Origin of the sequence: Bradyrhizobium sp. LB14.3 (assembly GCF_040547985.1) — a bacterium.
Taxonomy (GTDB): Bacteria; Pseudomonadota; Alphaproteobacteria; order Rhizobiales; family Xanthobacteraceae; genus Bradyrhizobium.
Genome location: NZ_JBEPQT010000003.1, coordinates 55,741 through 74,354 on the forward strand (window position 1 = coordinate 55,741; position 18,614 = coordinate 74,354).

At 62.0% G+C, this 18,614-nt stretch carries 17 protein-coding genes and 1 riboswitch; of the genes, 10 read left to right on the plus strand and 7 right to left on the minus strand.

What is annotated here, in order from left to right:
* Positions 1 to 179 precede the first annotated feature (179 nt).
* Positions 180 to 473, plus strand: a complete 294-nt coding sequence (locus ABIB00_RS07460) for an HdeA/HdeB family chaperone (protein WP_027567633.1) — start codon at positions 180 to 182, stop codon at positions 471 to 473.
* A 111-nt stretch (positions 474 to 584) separates the two neighbouring features.
* Here the strand turns inward: ABIB00_RS07460 and ABIB00_RS07465 are convergent, their stop codons facing one another.
* A complete protein-coding gene (locus ABIB00_RS07465; RefSeq protein ID WP_354103903.1) occupies positions 585 to 1,049 on the minus strand; it encodes a PaaI family thioesterase in 465 nt (154 codons plus the stop codon).
* Positions 1,050 to 1,419: 370 nt separating this feature from the next.
* Here ABIB00_RS07465 and ABIB00_RS07470 point away from each other — a divergent pair, with 370 nt between their 5' ends.
* Positions 1,420 to 1,731: a hypothetical protein gene (locus tag ABIB00_RS07470; protein WP_247444440.1), complete on the plus strand. Its 312-nt coding sequence runs from the start codon at positions 1,420 to 1,422 to the stop codon at positions 1,729 to 1,731.
* 101 nt (positions 1,732 to 1,832) lie between these two features.
* Positions 1,833 to 2,087, plus strand: a complete 255-nt coding sequence (locus ABIB00_RS07475; protein ID WP_247351879.1) for a hypothetical protein — start codon at positions 1,833 to 1,835, stop codon at positions 2,085 to 2,087.
* A gap of 8 nt (positions 2,088 to 2,095) precedes the next feature.
* Here ABIB00_RS07475 and ABIB00_RS07480 read toward each other — a convergent pair whose 3' ends face one another.
* Positions 2,096 to 2,329 carry a DUF6894 family protein gene (locus ABIB00_RS07480; RefSeq protein WP_247351877.1) on the minus strand — a complete coding sequence of 78 codons (234 nt, stop codon included), beginning with the start codon at positions 2,327 to 2,329 and terminating at the stop codon, positions 2,096 to 2,098.
* 246 nt (positions 2,330 to 2,575) lie between these two features.
* Here ABIB00_RS07480 and ABIB00_RS07485 point away from each other — a divergent pair, with 246 nt between their 5' ends.
* A complete protein-coding gene (locus ABIB00_RS07485; protein ID WP_354104195.1) occupies positions 2,576 to 2,833 on the plus strand; it encodes a DUF2798 domain-containing protein in 258 nt (85 codons plus the stop codon).
* Between the two features lie 842 nt (positions 2,834 to 3,675).
* On the opposite strand, the gene ABIB00_RS07490 is transcribed toward ABIB00_RS07485, so the two are convergent.
* A complete protein-coding gene (locus tag ABIB00_RS07490) occupies positions 3,676 to 3,843 on the minus strand; it encodes a hypothetical protein (protein WP_354103904.1) in 168 nt (55 codons plus the stop codon).
* Positions 3,844 to 4,510: 667 nt separating this feature from the next.
* Here ABIB00_RS07490 and ABIB00_RS07495 point away from each other — a divergent pair.
* Positions 4,511 to 5,389, plus strand: coding sequence for an IS1595 family transposase (locus ABIB00_RS07495; RefSeq protein ID WP_354103905.1), 879 nt, complete (start codon positions 4,511 to 4,513; stop codon positions 5,387 to 5,389).
* Between the two features lie 48 nt (positions 5,390 to 5,437).
* On the opposite strand, the gene ABIB00_RS07500 is transcribed toward ABIB00_RS07495, so the two are convergent.
* Positions 5,438 to 6,466, minus strand: coding sequence for a hypothetical protein (locus ABIB00_RS07500; RefSeq protein WP_354103906.1), 1,029 nt, complete (start codon positions 6,464 to 6,466; stop codon positions 5,438 to 5,440).
* Between the two features lie 217 nt (positions 6,467 to 6,683).
* On the opposite strand from ABIB00_RS07500, the gene recA reads away from it, so the two are divergent.
* The 4 genes from recA to ABIB00_RS07520 all read left to right on the plus strand — a co-directional run bounded on the left by recA (position 6,684) and on the right by ABIB00_RS07520 (position 10,901).
* A complete protein-coding gene (gene recA, locus ABIB00_RS07505; RefSeq protein ID WP_247351873.1) occupies positions 6,684 to 7,772 on the plus strand; it encodes a recombinase RecA in 1,089 nt (362 codons plus the stop codon).
* A 104-nt stretch (positions 7,773 to 7,876) separates the two neighbouring features.
* Positions 7,877 to 8,863 carry a hypothetical protein gene (locus ABIB00_RS07510; RefSeq protein ID WP_354103907.1) on the plus strand — a complete coding sequence of 329 codons (987 nt, stop codon included), beginning with the start codon at positions 7,877 to 7,879 and terminating at the stop codon, positions 8,861 to 8,863.
* A gap of 10 nt (positions 8,864 to 8,873) precedes the next feature.
* Entirely contained in the window at positions 8,874 to 9,872 is a 999-nt protein-coding gene (locus ABIB00_RS07515; protein WP_354103908.1) for a hypothetical protein, read from the plus strand.
* A 54-nt stretch (positions 9,873 to 9,926) separates the two neighbouring features.
* The gene (locus tag ABIB00_RS07520; protein WP_354103909.1) at positions 9,927 to 10,901 is read left to right on the plus strand and encodes a hypothetical protein; all 975 of its coding nucleotides are present in this window, start codon (positions 9,927 to 9,929) and stop codon (positions 10,899 to 10,901) included.
* 141 nt (positions 10,902 to 11,042) lie between these two features.
* On the opposite strand, the gene gcvP is transcribed toward ABIB00_RS07520, so the two are convergent.
* Genes gcvP through gcvT form a run of 3 tightly spaced genes read right to left on the minus strand, consistent with a single transcriptional unit; the run spans position 11,043 to position 15,452 of the window.
* On the minus strand, positions 11,043 to 13,907 hold the full coding sequence (gcvP, locus tag ABIB00_RS07525) for an aminomethyl-transferring glycine dehydrogenase (RefSeq protein WP_354103910.1): 2,865 nt from the start codon (positions 13,905 to 13,907) through the stop codon (positions 11,043 to 11,045).
* A 17-nt stretch (positions 13,908 to 13,924) separates the two neighbouring features.
* Positions 13,925 to 14,293, minus strand: coding sequence for a glycine cleavage system protein GcvH (gcvH, locus tag ABIB00_RS07530; RefSeq protein WP_247339164.1), 369 nt, complete (start codon positions 14,291 to 14,293; stop codon positions 13,925 to 13,927).
* 10 nt (positions 14,294 to 14,303) lie between these two features.
* A complete protein-coding gene (gene gcvT / locus ABIB00_RS07535) occupies positions 14,304 to 15,452 on the minus strand; it encodes a glycine cleavage system aminomethyltransferase GcvT (protein WP_354103911.1) in 1,149 nt (382 codons plus the stop codon).
* A gap of 166 nt (positions 15,453 to 15,618) precedes the next feature.
* A riboswitch (glycine riboswitch) is annotated at positions 15,619 to 15,709 on the minus strand.
* Positions 15,710 to 15,931: 222 nt separating this feature from the next.
* Between gcvT and alaS the strand changes: the two genes are divergently transcribed.
* On the plus strand, positions 15,932 to 18,604 hold the full coding sequence (gene alaS, locus ABIB00_RS07540; protein WP_247339182.1) for an alanine--tRNA ligase: 2,673 nt from the start codon (positions 15,932 to 15,934) through the stop codon (positions 18,602 to 18,604).
* Positions 18,605 to 18,614 lie beyond the last annotated feature (10 nt).

Below are 18,614 nucleotides of genomic sequence, written 5' to 3' on the forward strand. Positions count from 1 at the left end.
GCGTTAATCCATAATGACGTTTGTAAAATAGCGAGTAGAAATTACGTTGAAATAAACTCAATACTGGCGCTACTTGCACTGCGCTTCAGACTTCGTTTACGACGTCGAAGCGGAGGTCACTCCGCCGACTTTCCCCACAAGCCTTTCCTTTATGGCGTTACGCGCCGATGGAGATATTGATGAAGACCACGCTTTCGCTTCTGTTCGCCGCGGCGCTCTCGCTGTCGTCGATGCCCGCGCACGCCACCAAGCTCGATCTTGCGACCATGAGCTGCAAGCAGTTCCTCGAGAGCGGCGACGACACCATCAAGATGGTGCTGACCTGGATGGACGGCTGGTACAAGGGCGACGAAGAGAACGCGATCATCGACACCGACGTGTTCGTCGAGAACGCCAAGCAGTTCGGCAGCTATTGCGGAAAAAATCCGAACGTCAGCATCGTCACTGCGGCCGACGAGGTGCTCGGCAAGTAACTTCTCGTGTGCGACGGCGCGACGCGCGATCGCGTTTCGCCTCGCGGCATAACTCCATCGAAAGCCGCGGTGCGCCTTGCGCTCACGCGGCTTCTTCTTTTCGACTGATGCTCACCCCGGCAGCATCGCGAACGCGCTCGACACCATCGCCACCGGCTTGTTGTCGGTGGCCGAGAGCAGCGTGACGCGGCCAAAGCTCATGGTGCGTCCGAGTCGCACCACGCGGGCGTCGGCCAGCACGTCCGACGAGGAGACGGCGCGCATGAAATGCGTGGTCTGGTCGACCGTCGTCATCGGACGATAGCCGCGGTTGGCGGCGAGGTTCGCGATCACCATCGCCGTGTCGGCGAGCGCCATCAGCGCCTGGCCGCAGACCACGCCGCCGTTGCGGCACAGCCGTTCCGAGAACGGCATGCGCAGGAGCGCTGCCGGCTGCCAGTCCGGCATGTCCGGCGGCGGCACGTGCTCGATGCTTTCGACCGACAGGTTGAGATCCTGGACCCAGGGCGCAAAGACCTCGCCGAGGATGCGTCTGGCGTCGGCGATGCCGAACTCGGCTTCTGGCTGCGATGGCATTGCTGTCGTTCCCTCCGTGTTGCCGGATATTTCGGCCATGTGAGCGGATCGGCGCGGCAAAGTCACCCGGTCAGCCGCGGGTCCTGTCGGCTTGAAAATGCCTGACTTGGCCCGATATGATGGCCCGGAGTGGGTATGGGTGGATGATGTTGCGTCGGTATGTCCTCGTGTTTGGTCTTGTCGCGCTCGGCCTCGTGCTGAACGGGTGCACCAAGTGCGGGCCGATCTGGGACGACTGGCTACAGGCGCCGAAATCGTGCAAATCGGACCGGCTCTAGGGCCGAGCGGTCCCCGCGGTCGCGACCCGGCTGCGACAAGGGTGACAAGGCGCGGGCGATCCGCGCCGCCATGGATGATCAAGGAGTCAATGATGAAGCTTTTCCGTATGGCCGCGGTGCTGGCTGTCCTGGCGGTACCGGCCGTGCTGGCGGGACCGGCCTATGCGCAAATGCCCAATCTCAATTTGCTGCAGGAAGGGCCGAGCAAGACCCCCGAGGAGAAGGCCGCGGAAGCCGAGCGTGACAAGGCCTACAAGGAAACGCTGAAGAAGATTCCGGACTCCAAGGCGTCTAACGATCCATGGGGCGGCATGCGCTCCGATCCGCCGAAGCAGCCGGCGGCGCCAAAGGCCTCGGCCGCAACCGGTGCGCCGAAGAAGAAATCCGGCACGACTGCCAATTGACCGTCTGACCGATCGGAGGCGGCTGACGCCTCCGGCCGGGACTCCTGTTCGACCGGCCTGCTTCCTACATCCCGTGAGAGCGTATTGCGAGGAGGCAGGACATGGCCGATCGTCCGCGGGATCTCGCCGAGCGGATGGCGCGCCGGCGCAAGCTGGGCGGCAAGCCCGGCCCGACGGCCGGCGACGGCTATCTGCGCGAGACCTTCACGCTGCCGCGCGCGGCGGCGCGGGAGAGGGCGCAGGCCTTCTTCGCCCGCTACCCCAAGGCCGGCTATATGAGCGCGGTCGAGAACTGGCGCGAGCTGCCCGGCGGCGACATCGAATTCACGATGCGGCGGCTGCCCAGCGCGGATTAGGGCCAGCCCTATTCGAAGGTTTCGGATGTGATGCGGATCCGGAACACAGGCTCCTTGGCCTCGTCCAGCAGCTCCATGTGCCATTCGGAATTTTCCTGGAGCTTGCGGGCGATGCCGGCGGCCATGTCGGCGCAGACGCTGGTCATCTCCTTCCAGGCCAAATCGCGATCGGCAAACTCCGACGCCTGGTCGGCACAGCCGGAATAGCGGCCGTTCCGGATTCGGAAGAAGTAGAGCGGCATGATTGGCACCGATCGCGCGTGACATCCCCCAGGGAAGGCCATCCCTCAAGGTCATCCCTCAAGGTCATGGGCGGGCGCACTGCAATCCCAAACCATCCTCAGATCAATTCCGGGCGGCTACGGAATACATCCGGGGCGCCCGTGCCCGTGGTTCTCCGACCATGAACAAAGTTCCTGGCCCGCAGGGGCGCTGCGACGGCATGTGGCTTGCTTGGCCTGATGACGGCCAAACAACATGGGCGCGTCATGCTCGGCATTCCTCGCCGCTACTCTCATTTCGTCTTCGGTGTCATCCAGTCCGGCCTGACCTCGCTGATCGCGGCGGGGATCGCCAGCTTTCCCGCAGGGACCGCGATGGTCGTCCTCACGCACTGGATGGTGTCGTGGCTGATCGCATGGGTCGCGATGCTGCCGATCGTGCTGCTCGCAGCGCCGGCGATCCGCGCCTTCTCGCTGCGGCTGACGCGGGAAGAGGGGGGCTCGCAAACCGGCCGGCCGGCATGAAAAAACCCCGCTTGGGGAGAGCCAAGCGGGGCAGAAGGTTATTGGAGGCTGAGGTGCTGGGCTGCAACACCATAGCCAGATGAGCCTAGCCGGCTCAGCTTACGACAGCCTGACAATGACGCGAATCGGATCCGGCCCGCTGCGTTCGCTCGTGCCCGGCAAACAGAAAACCCCGCGCGGGGAGAGCGGGGTCGTCGTCTCGGTATGGAGGCCCAGACCAGGAGAGCAGGCTTGCGCGCGCCTGACAGTGGCGGCGAAAGTCGAGGCCGCAGACTGGCCCCGCACACGTCCCAATTTCGACATCCGTTCGCACAACTCAGAACACAAGGGCGGGCGAGATTTCGCACCGACGGTGCGGCCATGGGGGAAACGTGGCGCGCCGGCAACGGGGTGGCATCATGGACAACGTAGAGCGGTCATTCGCCGCCGCGACGGCGGCTGGATTCGTGGTGCTGGTGATCGGCATCGGGTTGCTGGTTCTGCTGTAGGGGTGGTGCAGGCATGCCGTGAGACGGCGGCCGGCCCGATCCAAATTGCGCTTCGGTGGTAAAAGGCGCATGCGCGCCTTTCCAAAAAATCGAAAACAACCCCATGCACAGTAGCTCTCTGGGAAATGTCGCCGTTCAATCAATGGCTTACTGGTAGTATCCAGATACCATATCGTGCTCGGATTCGCCACCGGGATATACGAATCCCGACTCCCGTGCCGGTCCTTTGCGATGAACAGGCGGCCGCTCCCGGCGGGCATTGTCTCCGGTGCGGACCGGGCGGCGGGCACCGCCACCGCCTGCCGCGTCCGGCAGCGTGTCCTTTCGTCAGCGCCGAAGCCTGTCCTGTGCGGATTAATGAACCCTGATCGCGTCCAGCGGCAAACGGAGCTCGGCGGCCCGCTCTTCGCGGTCCTTCTTGCGAAACTCGTTTTCCTTGCGCTCGAACTTGATCATTTCCTCCCGTGCCGCCTCCAGCAGGGGATTGCGCCTGGTCGCATCGTCGTGCGCGTTTTCCGTCATGACTGAGGTCCCCGGAGTTGCGGTCCCGTGTCCCGGAAGAAGGCCGCAGACCGCAAAAAGGTTCGGTGCTGCAGGATTACGGAATTCTGACGGCACGCAGGTCATCTGTCTTTGATGTGCGTCAGCTTTGGTCGAGGAGGGACGCCGGAATTACGATGGAACGAAAGAGGCCGCCCACTGAGGCGGCTCTTCCTTCGACTATCGCTTATCAGCTTGCCCGTGATTTGTTCCGCTATCCGGACCAATGTATGTGCCGGTCCGCATACATTGCTTCCAAGCCCCCTCGCACTTCTTTGAGCCCTTAGACAGGCAGATATTTTTGTAGTCTGAGCATGACATTGCTTGAGCAGGATGCGCCGTGACAATCCCGATTGAAGCAGCAATCCACAAAACCAACCACTTGTTCATTACGTCTCCCCCATTCAATCCGGCAGATCATACATACAATCCGAGGGAAATCGCCTCTCTCTCGTATGGGCGAACAATCAGGAAAGCGGAGAGAGTTGCGATAGGAAAAATTGCTCGTTTTCAAAACAGGCCACGGGACCTTTTCAAACTGGGCCGCCAGGGGTCGAAACAGGCCAGTACCCAAATCCGGATATATACCCTCTGGACATGTAGAACATTCCCGGTTACAGTACATATATACTGCGGGGAGGCGATCCACATGGCCCAGAAGCCGAGCAAAATTCGCGAGTTTCAGAAGCGTTTCCCCGACGAAGATAGCTGCCTGACGCACCTGATGCGGACCCGGTTCGGGGAGCGGTTCACCTGCTTCAAGTGCCAGAAAGAGGCGACTTATTACCGCGTCAAAGCCCGCCGCTCGTTCGAATGCGAGCACTGCGGCTATCAGGTCTATCCGACTGCTGGCACGCCCTTCGAAAAGACCCGCACCAGCCTCCGCGATTGGTTCTACGTCATGTTCCTGTTCTGCGAGACGCGGAACGGCGTCGCCGCGAAGGAAGTGGAGCGCCAGCTAGGCGTGACCTACAAGACGGCATGGCGCATGTGCCATCTGATCCGCCTCTACATGGGCTACGTCGATGGCGACGCGCCGATGGGTGGCCCCGGCAAGGCGGTCGAAGTGGATGAGACGTTCATTGGCGGTAAGGACAAGCAAGGCAAGGATGACAAGGCTATTGTCATGGGCATCGTTGAGCGTGGCGGCGACGTCGTTACGCGCGTCGTGCAGGCTCGCACCAAGGCTCACATTGTCCCGCATGTCGTGCGGTTCGTGAAGGAAGGCTCTCGCATCCATACGGATGAGGCGTCAAACTTCAAGCTGCTCAAAGAAAAGTACGGGTACGATCACGAAGCCGTCGATCACTCAGCTAAGGAATACGTGCGCGGCGACGTACACACCAACTCAATCGAGTCGTTCTGGTCTCAGGTGAAGCGCGGGATCAACGGGACTTACGTTTGGGTTTCGAAGAAGCACTTGCAGCTTTACCTTCGCGAGTTCGAGTATCGCCATAACCTGCGGAAGCAGCCCGCTTTGATGTTCGAGCTTCTTTTGCAGGCGTTTCCCCGGGTACGTGTTGAGTGACCATCGCCTGCAAAAGTTGATCGAAGCGCTTTTCGGTATCGGTTTTTTTCATTTCTCCAATAGCCTCCTCGCACCGCGCATTTGCTCGTCACATTCTCCTAGCCATTTTTCTAAGGAAAATTTAGCCCGCGAAAGGTGCCTCTTTGATGAATCCAAATTTTGCGCCAGCGTGCCCCTGTTTTCTCCTGTGTCGGTCAAGAAGCGCCGATACACAATGAGCGCGTTGGAGTAGTCAGAAATTGCACGCTGAAATTCATCGTAATAGACCGGCTTTGCCGCCAAGAGGACGGCAAAATCTACAGGGTAGCTATGGCTCTCGTTTCTAACCTTTTCGAGATCATTGCTCACTTCCTCTACCCCCACGTAAACGGCCCGTAGTTTGTTTATGGATCTGTCAATTTCCTCGTTTTGCCCGGGGTTTGATGCAATCTTCTCCGCGTCGTACATCACCCTTCGGACAGAATTGAATCGCTGCTGAATCAGATTCATCGTATCGACAATCCGTTCCTTCTCAGCCGTCGAGTAAAACCGTCCCGGCACTAGGAGTGAGGATTCGTCAGGTGGCTTGCTCAGAACGATGACTGCGCTGTCTGCCTTTGGTTTCGGCGCGGTAGCAGTTGCTGCCGTAGCCTGCGCTTTCGCGCCTTCTAATTCTCGCGTCTTTTCCTCAAGCGCCTGCTTTGTCTTGGTAAGGTCTAAGGCCGCCGCGGTCTGCTTCTCCGCAGACTCCCTAGTTAGTATCTCAAGCTGAGATTGAAGGTGGCCCACTCTCGGATCAGGGGATGGCGTCACCTGGGACTGCCAGATAAGCCCCCCGACTGACAGGGCAGCAAAAAGCACTATCCCGACGAGGCCGATTATCTGAAGGTGAACCGGTTCCATACCCATCTTGCGTGCGCGGTTGAATGCTGCCTGAAAAAATGGCGAGAGCATCAATATCACGCCGATGACAAATAGCAGCCATCGGAACCAGACAGGCAGCACGATCCCAAGCGTTGGCGCCAATGTACTCACGATTGTGAGTCCAGCGCCGACGCTTGGTCGTGTTTTGTTAGACGGCTTTTCTGCTTCAGCCATGGACCTGCATCACACCCCGAACCGACTCTAGGGCTAGTTGTGGCAGGCGAATATGTACCTGATCTAGAGTACATGTTCAAAGGGTATATATCTGCCCAAATCCGCAAAAGAACATATTGCGAACCTAGAACAAATAGGGTACACTGCCTTTATCGACGAACCGCCTCGCCAATCGTTTGTCCCTCACGCGAATCCTCGTCATAAGGAGCACGACCCGATGTCCACCACCGCGCTGCGTATCGTCGAAGGATCCTCCATGGACAAGAGTAAAGCCCTGGCCGCCGCGCTTTCCCAGATCGAGCGGCAGTTCGGCAAGGGCTCGGTGATGAAGCTCGGCAAGAACGACCGCTCGATGGATGTCGAAGCGATCTCCTCGGGCTCGCTGGGGCTTGATATTGCGCTCGGGATCGGCGGCCTGCCGAAGGGGCGCGTCGTGGAAATCTACGGGCCGGAATCCTCGGGCAAGACCACGCTGGCGCTGCACACGGTGGCGGAAGGGCAGAAGAAGGGTGGCATCTGCGCCTTCATCGACGCCGAACACGCGCTCGACCCTGTCTATGCGCGCAAGCTCGGCGTCAACATCGACGAGCTCCTGATCTCCCAGCCGGACACCGGCGAGCAGGCGCTGGAAATCTGCGACACGCTGGTGCGCTCGGGTGCGGTGGATGTGCTGGTGATCGATTCGGTCGCGGCGCTGGTACCGAAAGCCGAGCTCGAGGGCGAGATGGGCGATGCGTTGCCGGGTCTGCAGGCCCGCCTGATGAGCCAGGCGCTGCGCAAGCTGACCGCGTCCATCAACAAGTCCAACACCATGGTCATTTTCATCAACCAGATCCGGATGAAGATCGGCGTGATGTACGGTTCGCCGGAAACCACCACCGGCGGCAACGCGCTGAAGTTCTACGCCTCCATCCGTTTGGACATTCGCCGCATCGGCGCGATCAAGGAGCGTGACGAGGTGGTCGGCAACACCACGCGAGTCAAGGTGGTAAAGAACAAGCTGGCGCCGCCTTTCAAGCAGGTCGAGTTCGACATCATGTATGGCGAAGGCGTCTCCAAGATGGGCGAGATCCTCGATCTCGGCGTCAAGGCCGGCATCGTCGAAAAATCTGGCGCATGGTTCTCCTATGACAGCCAGCGTCTTGGCCAGGGCCGCGAGAATTCGAAAGCGTTCTTGAAGGCCAACCCCGATATCACCGCCAAGATCGAAACCTCGATCCGCCAGAACTCCGGCCTGATCGCCGAGCAGATTCTCGCCGGCAGCCCCGAGCGCGATGCCGACGGCGACGAGCCGGCGGACGAGTAAGCGTCAAGCCTAGAGTTTTTCGCGAGGAGCGGGCGCTGAAGACGTTGAGTTGCCGACGTCGTCAGTGCCCGTTTCGTTTTGCGTTGCATTGATCAGGTGGTGCGATGAAGCGTCTGATCTTGACCAGTTCGTCCGGAAGCGGGCTCGCACGATCGGGGTTGGCGGAGCTTGTCATTTCATCTTCGTTTCACTTTGAGTGGGGACCGCTTCCCTCGCCCGGGAAGCTCGCAGCCTATTTCGCGGCGCGTTCGGCGAATCTCGGGCCAGGTGATCATTGGTCTGATTGGGGCATCCTGTGGCCCAAGGGCATCAAGGACCGCAAAGGCTTGTCCCTTGCGGACTTTTGCGAGCCATATGACGTGATCGAACTTTGGTTCGATCCAGCTCCCAGGGATCAATTGCAGCTCGTCTGCTTGCTGGACTACCTCAGCTCCTGCTCCTCGCTGGTGCGAAAGCTTAGACTTCGACTTGTGGCATCCGATCTGATGATAGAAAGCGGTGAGGATCTCGCCGCGTCCGAGCCGCACATTCATGTCGCGCGTATCACGGCCCGAGAGTTCGAGACTGCCAAGTTGGCGTGGTCAGCCTACCGCGCAGCGACCCCTGAGGCTTGCGTCGATCTCGTTCATCAAGATCTCAGTGCGTTGTTGATGCTGCGCCCGGCCTTGCTCGATCTCTTGGCAGAACTCCCGTCGCCTTCGACGGGACTCGGTGCGACCGAGATGCGATTCTTGGAGATGCTTGCCGGAGGGTTTGCAAACACGAATGCGTTGTTTCACCTGCGTTCGCTCCGGCGGACGTTCGTGTTTGGAGAGACTGAGTTAGGCCGGTTGCTCGACGGGCTAGCGCTTGGCCCCAGTCCTGCAGTGGCCGGATTGGACGACGAGCTGCGCACGATCGATCGCGAGAATCACAGAGATCGGCACGCCGCATATCTACGCAGCCGGTTGTCGCTGACGGAGTTTGGCGAGGCAGTTCTTGCAGGCAAGGAAGATTTCAGTCGCCACAATCCGATCGACCGCTGGTGGGGCGGCACGCGGCTGACCAACGACCGGCTGTGGCGTTACGGCTCTGTTTTAACCAAGCCTTGAGGCCCCGAGCATGACGCGGCTTGTGCTGACAACAGACTCTTCCGCTGCCGGCGCCCTCGAACAGGCCGGCCTGGGCGATCTCGTGCTCGCGGTCAATCGTCGGCTTGTCTGGGGTGCGCCGCTATCCGGCGCAGAGCTTGAAACGTTCTTTGCGCCGCGTACGACACAGCCACCCGGCCTTCATTGGCTGGATGACACGCCGGCTTGGCGCCTCGAGAAGTCAGGAGTGAAGGGGCGGGGATTGATCGAGCTGTTGTTCGAATGCGACTCGGCCGAGCTGTGGATAGAGCCAAACCCAAACGCACAATTGCTTCTGCTCTGGCTCCTCGACCATTGTGGCGGCGAGAGAGTGGCGGTTTCCAGATTCGTGATACGTCAGCTGGACGTTGCCGCTGGTGATGTTGATCCGGAGCGACTTGCGGAGCAAAATCCGCGGACTATTAATCCTTCGCAAGGTCACGTTGAACTGGCCGGCCGTGCATGGCGGGCTTATCGTTCCCCGACGCCGCGGGCTTGGGTCGACCTCCTCAAAACGGATCTAAGCCTGCTTCCGCAGCTGGAGCAGTCCGCAATTGGCCTGCTGGAAGAGCTTCCGAGCGTCACAACTGGTCTTGGAGCTACGGAAACGCGGATTCTAGAGTTAATCGCACCGGGCGAGGTACAGCCGTTTGAAGTTTTTCCGGGTGATCAGAAGCGCAACGAGCGGCGCGTTTTCGATTACTGGGAGGTCGGCACGCTGCTTGATGGTCTCGCACGTTGTCCGGTGCCGGCCATATCGGGGTTGGAGGAGGGACCGTTCTCGCTGGACATGCATGTCGATCCCTCCCGTCACGCGCGGTACAAGCAATCCCGCTTGTCGCTCACTGACCTCGGGAAAGCGGTGCTGGCGGGAGAAGAGGATTTCTGCCGCCATAACCCGATCAGTCGCTGGTGGGGCGGCACCCACCTGACCAGCGATCGGCTCTGGCGTTGGGATCGCGACAGCCGGGCATTGCTTTCTCCTGTCTGATGCGTGCGTGCTGCTCGAGGTGTTTTGGTATTGCTTGTTAATCGCGAGGCCACTGTGTCACATCTGATCCTGACTACGAACCATCTTGCGGCAGCTACGCTTCGGCAGACCAAATTGGCGAATATCGCGCTCGGCTTCTGCATGCGCTTCGTCTTCGGCCAATTGCCCTCCGCAGAGCAGCTTTTGATGGAGCTGGAGCGGCGGTCGGCAAAGCACTGCAATCCAGGCGATCACTGGCTCGACGAGGTTTGTCGAGACTGGCTGGAAGGTTTCGGCACGCGCGATATCGGTTTCTTAGAGCTCTGTGCGAAGTTCGACTCGATCGAAGTGTGGATCGATCCTCAGCCCAACGATCAGCTCGTGCTTGTCTGGTTGCTCGACCTGCTTCGCCCTTACAAGGAGATCACGACGAAGCTGAGCCTGGTGCATACGGATGACAGTGTTGCGGACTATGCTGCGGAGTCCGTCGCAAAATGGAAGTTGCCGGCCTTCGAGGTCGCCGACGATCATTTGGTGATGGCAAGCCGCGCCTGGCGCGCCTATCGGGCTGAAACGCCAAAATCCTGTTTCGATCTGCTGATGACGGATCTGATGATCTTTCCGAGACTTCGATCGGCGCTCATTGCGCTGCTTGAAGAGCTTCCGGACAAGGTGACGGGGCTCGGTGCCAGCGAGATGGATATGCTGGGCTGTGTGAATGAAGGGCACACCGACCCAAAATACATCTCCGAAGCGAGGTGGTATCGCGATGTGTTCGAAGAGGGTGAGGCGAGCGATGCCTTGATCGCATTGGCGGAACATTCGGCGCCGCCCGTTCTGTTGGGCGATCCGGCGTTCGACAATGAGGATCGCTACTTCGGCAGGAGCGAGTGGAGGGTCACGCTAACTGAACTCGGACGTTCCCTTGTCGCCCGAGAAGATGACTTGTGGCGCCACAACCCGATCAAGCGTTGGTGGGGCGGGACTGAATTGACCAACGAACGGCTCTGGCGGTGGGATCGCGAAACCCGATTGCTGATTGCGCCGTAAATCATTGCTGTAGGGTGGATTAGCCGAAGGCGTAATCCACCATCTTTGTCGCCGCGGAAGCTAAAGCGGTGGGTTACGCCGGCGGTCTGCGCCTTCGCGCAGCCGCCCGCTAACCCACCCTACGAAACCTCCGTCGGGGTCCTACTCCGCCGCTTCCGCGTAATCGCTCACCGGCGGGCACGAGCACACCAGGTTGCGGTCGCCATAGACGTTGTCGACGCGCCCGACCGGGCTCCAATATTTGTCGGTGCGCGAGGTGCCCGCGGGGAAGCAGCCCTCGGCACGAGTGTAGGCGCGATTCCAATCGTCGTCGGCGATGTCGTGCACGGTGTGCGGGGCGTGACGGAGCGGCGATGCCTCGATCTTGAAGCGGCCGGCCTCGACCTCGGCGATCTCCTTCCGGATCGCGATCATCGCGTCGCAGAAGCGGTCCAGCTCGGCCTTGGATTCCGATTCGGTCGGTTCGATCATCAGCGTGCCCGGCACCGGGAAGCTCATGGTGGGCGCGTGGAAGCCATAGTCGATCAGGCGTTTTGCGATGTCGTCGACGGTGACGCCGGACGTCGTCTTCAGCGCGCGGGGATCGACGATGCACTCATGCGCGACGCGGCCCTTCTCGTTCTTGTAGAGCACCGGGAAATGCGCATCGAGGCGCGCGGCGACATAGTTGGCGTTGAGGATCGCGATCTCGGTGGCGCGCTTGAGGCCTTCGCCGCCCATCATCAGGATGTAGATGTAGGAGATGGTGAGGATCGAAGCCGAGCCGAACGGCGCGGCCGAGACCGGGCCGACCGGCGCATCCCCATTCGCCGCCGGATGACCTGGCAGGAACGGCGCGAGATGCGCCTTCACGCCGATCGGGCCCATGCCCGGGCCGCCGCCGCCATGCGGGATGCAGAAGGTCTTGTGCAGGTTGAGATGGCTGACGTCGGCGCCGTAATCGCCGGGCCGGGACAAGCCGACCTGCGCGTTGAGGTTGGCGCCGTCGAGATAGACCTGGCCGCCATGGCCATGCACGATGTCGCAAATCTCGCGAATGTGCTCCTCGAACACACCATGCGTCGAGGGATAGGTAATCATGACCGCAGCGAGGTCGTTGGAGTGCTTCTCCGCCTTGCCCCTGAGATCATTGACGTCGACGTCGCCATTCTTTTCGCAGGCGACCACCACCACGTCCATGCCAACCATCGCAGCGGAAGCCGGGTTGGTGCCGTGGGCGGAGGAGGGGATCAGGCAGATCTTGCGGTGCGTCTCGCCGCGCGCGGCGTGATAGCCGCGGATCGCGAGCAGCCCGGCATATTCTCCTTGCGCGCCCGAATTCGGCTGCAGCGAGATCGCGTCATAGCCGGTGATGTCGCACAACCACTTCTCCAGCCGCGCGAACAGCGCGTGATAGCCGCGTGCCTGCTCGCGCGGGGCGAAGGGATGCAACGAGCCGAATTCCGGCCAGGTCAGCGGCATCATCTCGGTGGTCGCGTTCAGCTTCATGGTGCACGATCCCAGCGGAATCATCGCGCGGTCGAGCGCGAGGTCGCGGTCGCTGAGCTTGCGCATGTAGCGCAGCATCTCGGTCTCCGAGCGATGCGCGTGGAACACCGGATGGGTGAGGAAAGAGGTCGCGCGCTTGAGCGTCTCCGGCAGCGCCTCGCGCGTGGTGGCGTCGATCTCGGCGTAAGCAAGCGTGCCGCCGAAGGCGCGCCAGACCGCTTCCACCGTCGCAGGCGTGGTGGTCTCGTCGAGCGCGATACGCAAAGCGCTATCACCGATGCCGAGATTGATCTTCTCGGCGACCGCGCGAGCGACGATCTCGGCACGCTTCGCACCCGCATCGACGCTGAGCGTGTCGAAGAAGTTTTCGCTACTCGGCGCAAAGCCGAGCTTGCGCAGGCCGGCGGCAAGAACCGCCGTGCGGCGGTGCACGTTACGGGCGATCTGCGTCAAGCCTTCGGGGCCGTGATAGACCGCGTACATCGAGGCGATCACGGCGAGCAGCACCTGCGCGGTGCAGATGTTGGAGGTCGCCTTCTCGCGGCGGATGTGCTGCTCGCGGGTCTGGAGCGCGAGGCGATAGGCGGGCGCGCCGCGGGAGTCGACGGAGAGGCCGACGATGCGGCCGGGCAGCGAGCGCTTCAGCGCATCGCGCACCGCCATATAGGCCGCGTGCGGCCCGCCATAACCCATCGGCACGCCAAAACGCTGCGCCGAGCCGATCGCGATGTCGGCGCCGAGTTCGCCTGGCGAGGCGAGCAGGGTCAGTGCCAGCAGATCGGCGGCAACGATCGCGAGTGCGCCCTTCGCCTTCAGTGCTGCGATCGCGGGCCTGAGGTCGCGCACGGCGCCCGACGTTCCCGGATATTGCAGCAGCGCACCAAGCACGTCGGTCTTGTCGAGATCGGTGAAGGGATCGCCGACGACCAGGGTCCAGCCCAGGGGCTCTGCGCGGGTGCGCATCACCGCGAGCGTCTGCGGATGCACGTCCTTGTCGACGAAGAAGGCCTTTGCTTCGACCCGCGAGTGCCGCTCCGCGAGCGCCATCGCCTCGGCGGCAGCCGTCGCCTCGTCGAGCAGCGAGGCGTTGGCGACATCGAGCCCGGTGAGATCGCAGATCATGGTCTGGAAGTTGAGCAGCGCCTCAAGCCGGCCCTGGCTGATCTCCGGCTGATAGGGCGTGTACGCCGTGTACCAGGCCGGGTTCTCCAGAATGTTGCGCTGGATCACCGCAGGCAGAATCGTGCCGGAATAGCCTTGGCCGATCAGCGAGGCGAAGACCTGGTTCTGGGCGGCGAGCTCGCCCATATGCGCGATCGCCTCGGTCTCGCTCAAGGGCTTGCCGAGATCGAGCGGGGCCGCCTGCCGGATCGAGGCCGGCAACGTCTCCGCCATCAGCGCATCGACGCTTTTCGCGCCGACGGCCTCGAGCATTGCAGTGACGTCGCGTGCCGAGGGGCCGATGTGGCGGCGAACGAAAGCGGCGGTATCGCCGTTGGATTTGCGGTGTGCGGTCATCGCTTGCTCCATCGTCTTTAAGCCGTGTGGGCCTTGTAGGCGGCGTCATCCATGAGGCCGCCTAGCTCGCTCTTGTCGGCAATCTTGATCTTGAAGAACCACGCCTTGCCTTGCGCATCCGAATTCACCAGCGCCGGCTCGGCGGCGAGGGCGTCGTTGATTTCGGTGACCTCGCCCGTAACAGGCGCGTAGATGTCCGAGGCGGCCTTCACGGATTCCACGACGGCTGCGGCTTCCGTCTTCTTCAGGGCGCGGCCGAGCTTGGGCAGTTCGACGAACACGACGTCGCCGAGCTGGGACTGCGCGTAGTCGGTGATGCCGACGGTGGCGACATCGCCGTCGATGGCGAGCCATTCGTGGTCGGAGGTGTACAGCGTCGTGGTCATTTTCTTGTCCTCAGCGTTTGTAGGTGTTTTTCACGAAAGGCATGGTGGCGATTTGCAGGGGCAGCCGCTGGCCGCGCACCTCGGCGAAAATTTGTGTTCCAAGCGCGCTCTGGCTTGTGGGCACATAACCCATCGCGACCGGCGCATTCAGGCTTGGGCCGAAACCGCCCGAGGTGACTGTTCCGATCGACTCGCTCGAGGTCGCGTTCGCAAACAGCAGCGCGCCCTCGCGCACCGGCGCGCGGCCCTCGGTGCGCAGCCCGACGCGGCGACGGGCCGCGCCGTGGTCGAAATGAGCGAGAATCGTCTCGGCGCCGGGAAAGCCGCCGGCGCGCGCGCCGCCGGTGCGGCGGCTCTTCTGCACCGACCATTCCAGTGCGGCCTCGACCGGCGTGGTCCCGGTATCGATGTCATGGCCGTAGAGGCAGAGCCCGGCTTCGAGCCGCAGGCTGTCGCGTGCGCCGAGCCCGATCGGCAGCACGTCGGTATTGTCCAGCAGTGTCTTGGCGAGGCGCTCGGCGTCGCCAGCAGGAACGGAAATCTCGAAACCGTCCTCGCCGGTGTAGCCGGAGCGCGAGACGAAGCAGTCGATGCCGGCGACCTTGCGCGGGCCGGAATCCATGAACTTCATGGACGGAGCCTCTGCACATAATTTCGCCAGCGCCGATTCCGCGTTCGGGCCCTGCAACGCGATCAGCGCGCGGTCGGCAAGCGAATCGATGATGCAGTCGCCCGACAGATTCGCGCGCAGATGCGCCTCGTCATCGGCCTTGCAGGCGGCGTTGACGACCAGGAACAGATGGTCGCCGAAATTGGCGACCATCAGATCGTCCAGAATCCCGCCCTCGGCATTGGTGAACTGCGCGTAGCGCTGCCGCCCCGGCGCAATAGCCACGATGTCCTGCGGCACCAGCCGCTCCAGCGCGCGCGCGGCGTCCTCGACCTTGCCCGACTTCGGCCGGAGCGCGATCTGGCCCATGTGGGAGACGTCGAACAGGCCGGCGGACGAGCGGGTATGGAGGTGTTCCTTCAGCACGCCCGCGGGATATTGCACCGGCATGTCATAGCCCGCGAACGGCACCATCTTGCCGCCGAGCGAGACATGAAGCCCGTGAAGGGGCGTGCTCTTAAGAGAATCTTGGTCGTCGCGCGCAAGCATCACAGGGGCCCTCGGTGGTTCCCCGGGGATGATTCCCCGGAAGCAACCAGTCGAAGCCCCATCTGTCGCTGTGCCTGAGAGTATTATCCCGTCGGCGGACGCTGTCCGGACCAACCCTTTCTTTTAAAAGGTCTAGGCCCGTCGGCGCCTCTTTCCAGATGCTGTCAAAGCCACGCGGTCCTTTTGCCTGAGAGTTTCCGGGGCGGTTGCTCCTTCGGCGCCGGCTACCCAAAGCCGGTCTCTCCCGACGTGGCCGTACGATACAGATGGGTAGAGACCACAAGCTGGCCAAGCCTGTCAACGCGGCATCAGCGGCTTTCCAACGGGATTGCGCGCCTGCGGCAACCCACTGATCCGGTTGCACAGTTTCTGGACAGCGAAGCTGGCCTTGTCTAAAAGCGCTTTGGCCCGCAGATATCAGCCCAAACTCGCGGTTTGGATGGCGTATGGCGGGTCCAAGCACACCCGATTGGATGAACATGAGCGGCGTCAACGAGATCAGGTCGACCTTTCTGAACTTCTTTGCCGAGAACGGCCACGAGATCGTGTCGTCCTCGCCGTTGGTGCCGCGCAACGACCCGACGTTGATGTTCACCAATGCCGGCATGGTGCAGTTCAAGAACGTCTTCACCGGCGTCGAGAAGCGGCCCTATCAGCGCGCCACCACCTCGCAGAAATGCGTGCGCGCCGGCGGAAAGCACAACGACCTCGACAATGTCGGCTACACCGCGCGCCATCTCACCTTCTTCGAGATGCTCGGCAACTTCTCGTTCGGCGACTATTTCAAGGAGCGCGCGATCGAGCTTGCCTGGACGCTGATCACTAAGGAATTCGGGCTGAAGAAGGACAAGCTGCTCGTCACGGTCTACCACACCGACGACGAGGCGGCGGGCCTCTGGAAGAAGATCGCGGGTTTCTCGGATGACCGCATCATTCGCATCCCGACCTCGGACAATTTCTGGGCGATGGGCGACACCGGCCCGTGCGGTCCGTGCTCGGAGATCTTCATCGATCGCGGCGAGCACATCTGGGGCGGACCTCCGGGCTCACCGGAAGAGGACGGCGACCGCTTCCTCGAGTTCTGGAACCTGGTGTTCATGCAGTACGAGCAGGTGACGAAGGAGGAGCGCGTAGCGCTTCCGCGTCCCTCGATCGACACCGGCATGGGCCTAGAGCGCATGGCCAGCATCATGCAGGGCGTCGACAGCATCTTCGAGACCGATCTGTTCCGTCATCTGATCGACGCGACCGCGTCCGCTCTTGGAAGCGGACCGGACGAGAAGACCGTCGCCTCGTTCCGCGTCATCGCCGACCATCTGCGTTCGTCGGCCTTCCTCGTCGCCGATGGCGTGCTGCCCTCGAACGAGGGCCGCGGCTATGTGCTGCGCCGGATCATGCGCCGCGCGATGCGCCATGCGCAACTGCTCGGCGCGAAAGATCCGCTGATGCATCGCCTGGTCTGGGCGCTGGTGCGCGAGATGGGCCAGGCCTATCCCGATTTGATGCGCGCGGAAAACCTGATCGAGGAAACGCTGCGGTTGGAAGAGACCCGTTTCCGCAAGACGCTGACGCGCGGCCTCGCCATCCTCGACGAGAAGAGTGCGTCCTTGAAGAAGGGCGACATGTTCGACGGCGACGTCGCCTTCACGTTGTACGACACCTACGGTTTTCCGCTCGATCTGACGCAGGACGCGCTGAAGTCGCGCGGCATCAGCGTCGACCAGGCTTCCTTCGCCGATGCGATGGAACGTCAGCGCGTGAAGGCGCGCGCGTCCTGGTCGGGTTCGGGTGAGGCGGCCTCAGAGGCGATCTGGTTCCCGCTGCGCGAGAAGCTCGGCGCGACTGAATTTTTGGGCTACGAGACCGAGATCGCTGAGGGCGTCGTCTCGGCCCTGATCAAGGATGGCAAGGAAACCGACAGCCTCAAGGCCGGCGACAGCGGTGCGCTGCTGCTGAACCAGACGCCGTTCTATGCGGAGTCCGGCGGCCAGGTCGGCGACACCGGCGTGCTGGTCGGCGAGGGCGGCATCAAATTCCGCGTCACCGAGACGCAGAAGAAGCTCGGCGATCTCTTCGTTCATGTCGGCACCTTGGAGAGCGGCGAGCTGAAGCCCGGCACCGCGCTCCAGCTCGAGGTCGATCACAGCAGGCGCTCGTCGATCCGCGCGCATCATTCGGCCACGCATCTCATTCACGAGGCGCTGCGTCAGGTGCTCGGCGATCACATCGCCCAGCGCGGCTCGATGGTTGCGCCTGACCGCCTGCGCTTCGATTTCGTGCATCCGAAGCCGATCACCGCGGAAGAACTTGCGCGCGTCGAGGACATCGCCAACGACGTGGTGCTGGAGAATGACGAGGTCTCGACCCGCGTCATGGGCGTGGACGAGGCCCGCGAGGCCGGCGCGCGTGCGCTGTTCGGCGAGAAATACGGCGACGAGGTTCGCGTCGTCTCGATGGGCCGGACCGCGCGTGAGCGCGGCACCAACGCGCTCGGTTGGTCGGTCGAGCTCTGCGGCGGCACCCATGTCAGGCGCACCGGCGACATCGGCCTGATCACGCTGACGGGCGAGAGCGCGGTCGCCTCCGGCGTGCGCCGCATCGAAGCGCTGACCGGCAACTACGCGCGCAAGCATGCCAACGACACCATGGCGCTGGCCAAGACCGCGGCCAACGAGCTGCGCACCTCGATCGACGACGTCCCGGCGCGCATCAGTGCATTGATGGACGAGCGCAAGAAGCTCGAGCGCGAGCTCTCCGACGCCCGCAAGAAGCTGGCAATGGGCGGCGGTGCCGGCGACGGCGGAAATTCCAACGTCGTGGAAATCGGTGACGTCAAATTTTACAAACTTCACGTGACGGGATTGCCGAGCGACGAACTCAAATCCCTCGTTGATCAAGCCAAGGCAGAGATCAAGTCGGGCGTTGTCGCGGTTGCAAATACGACGGCTGACGGAAAAGCCAGCCTCGTTGTCGGCGTGACCAAGGATCTATCAACCCGTTTCGACGCCGCAAGCCTTGTCAAGATTGGCGTGCCTGTCGTGGGCGGAAAGGGCGGCGGCGGCCGAGCCGAAATGGCGCAAGGCGGCGGACCTGATGGGGCAAAGGCTCTGGACGCCCTGTCGGAGATCCAAAAAGCCATAGCGGGCGCGTAAGGGCCGTCTC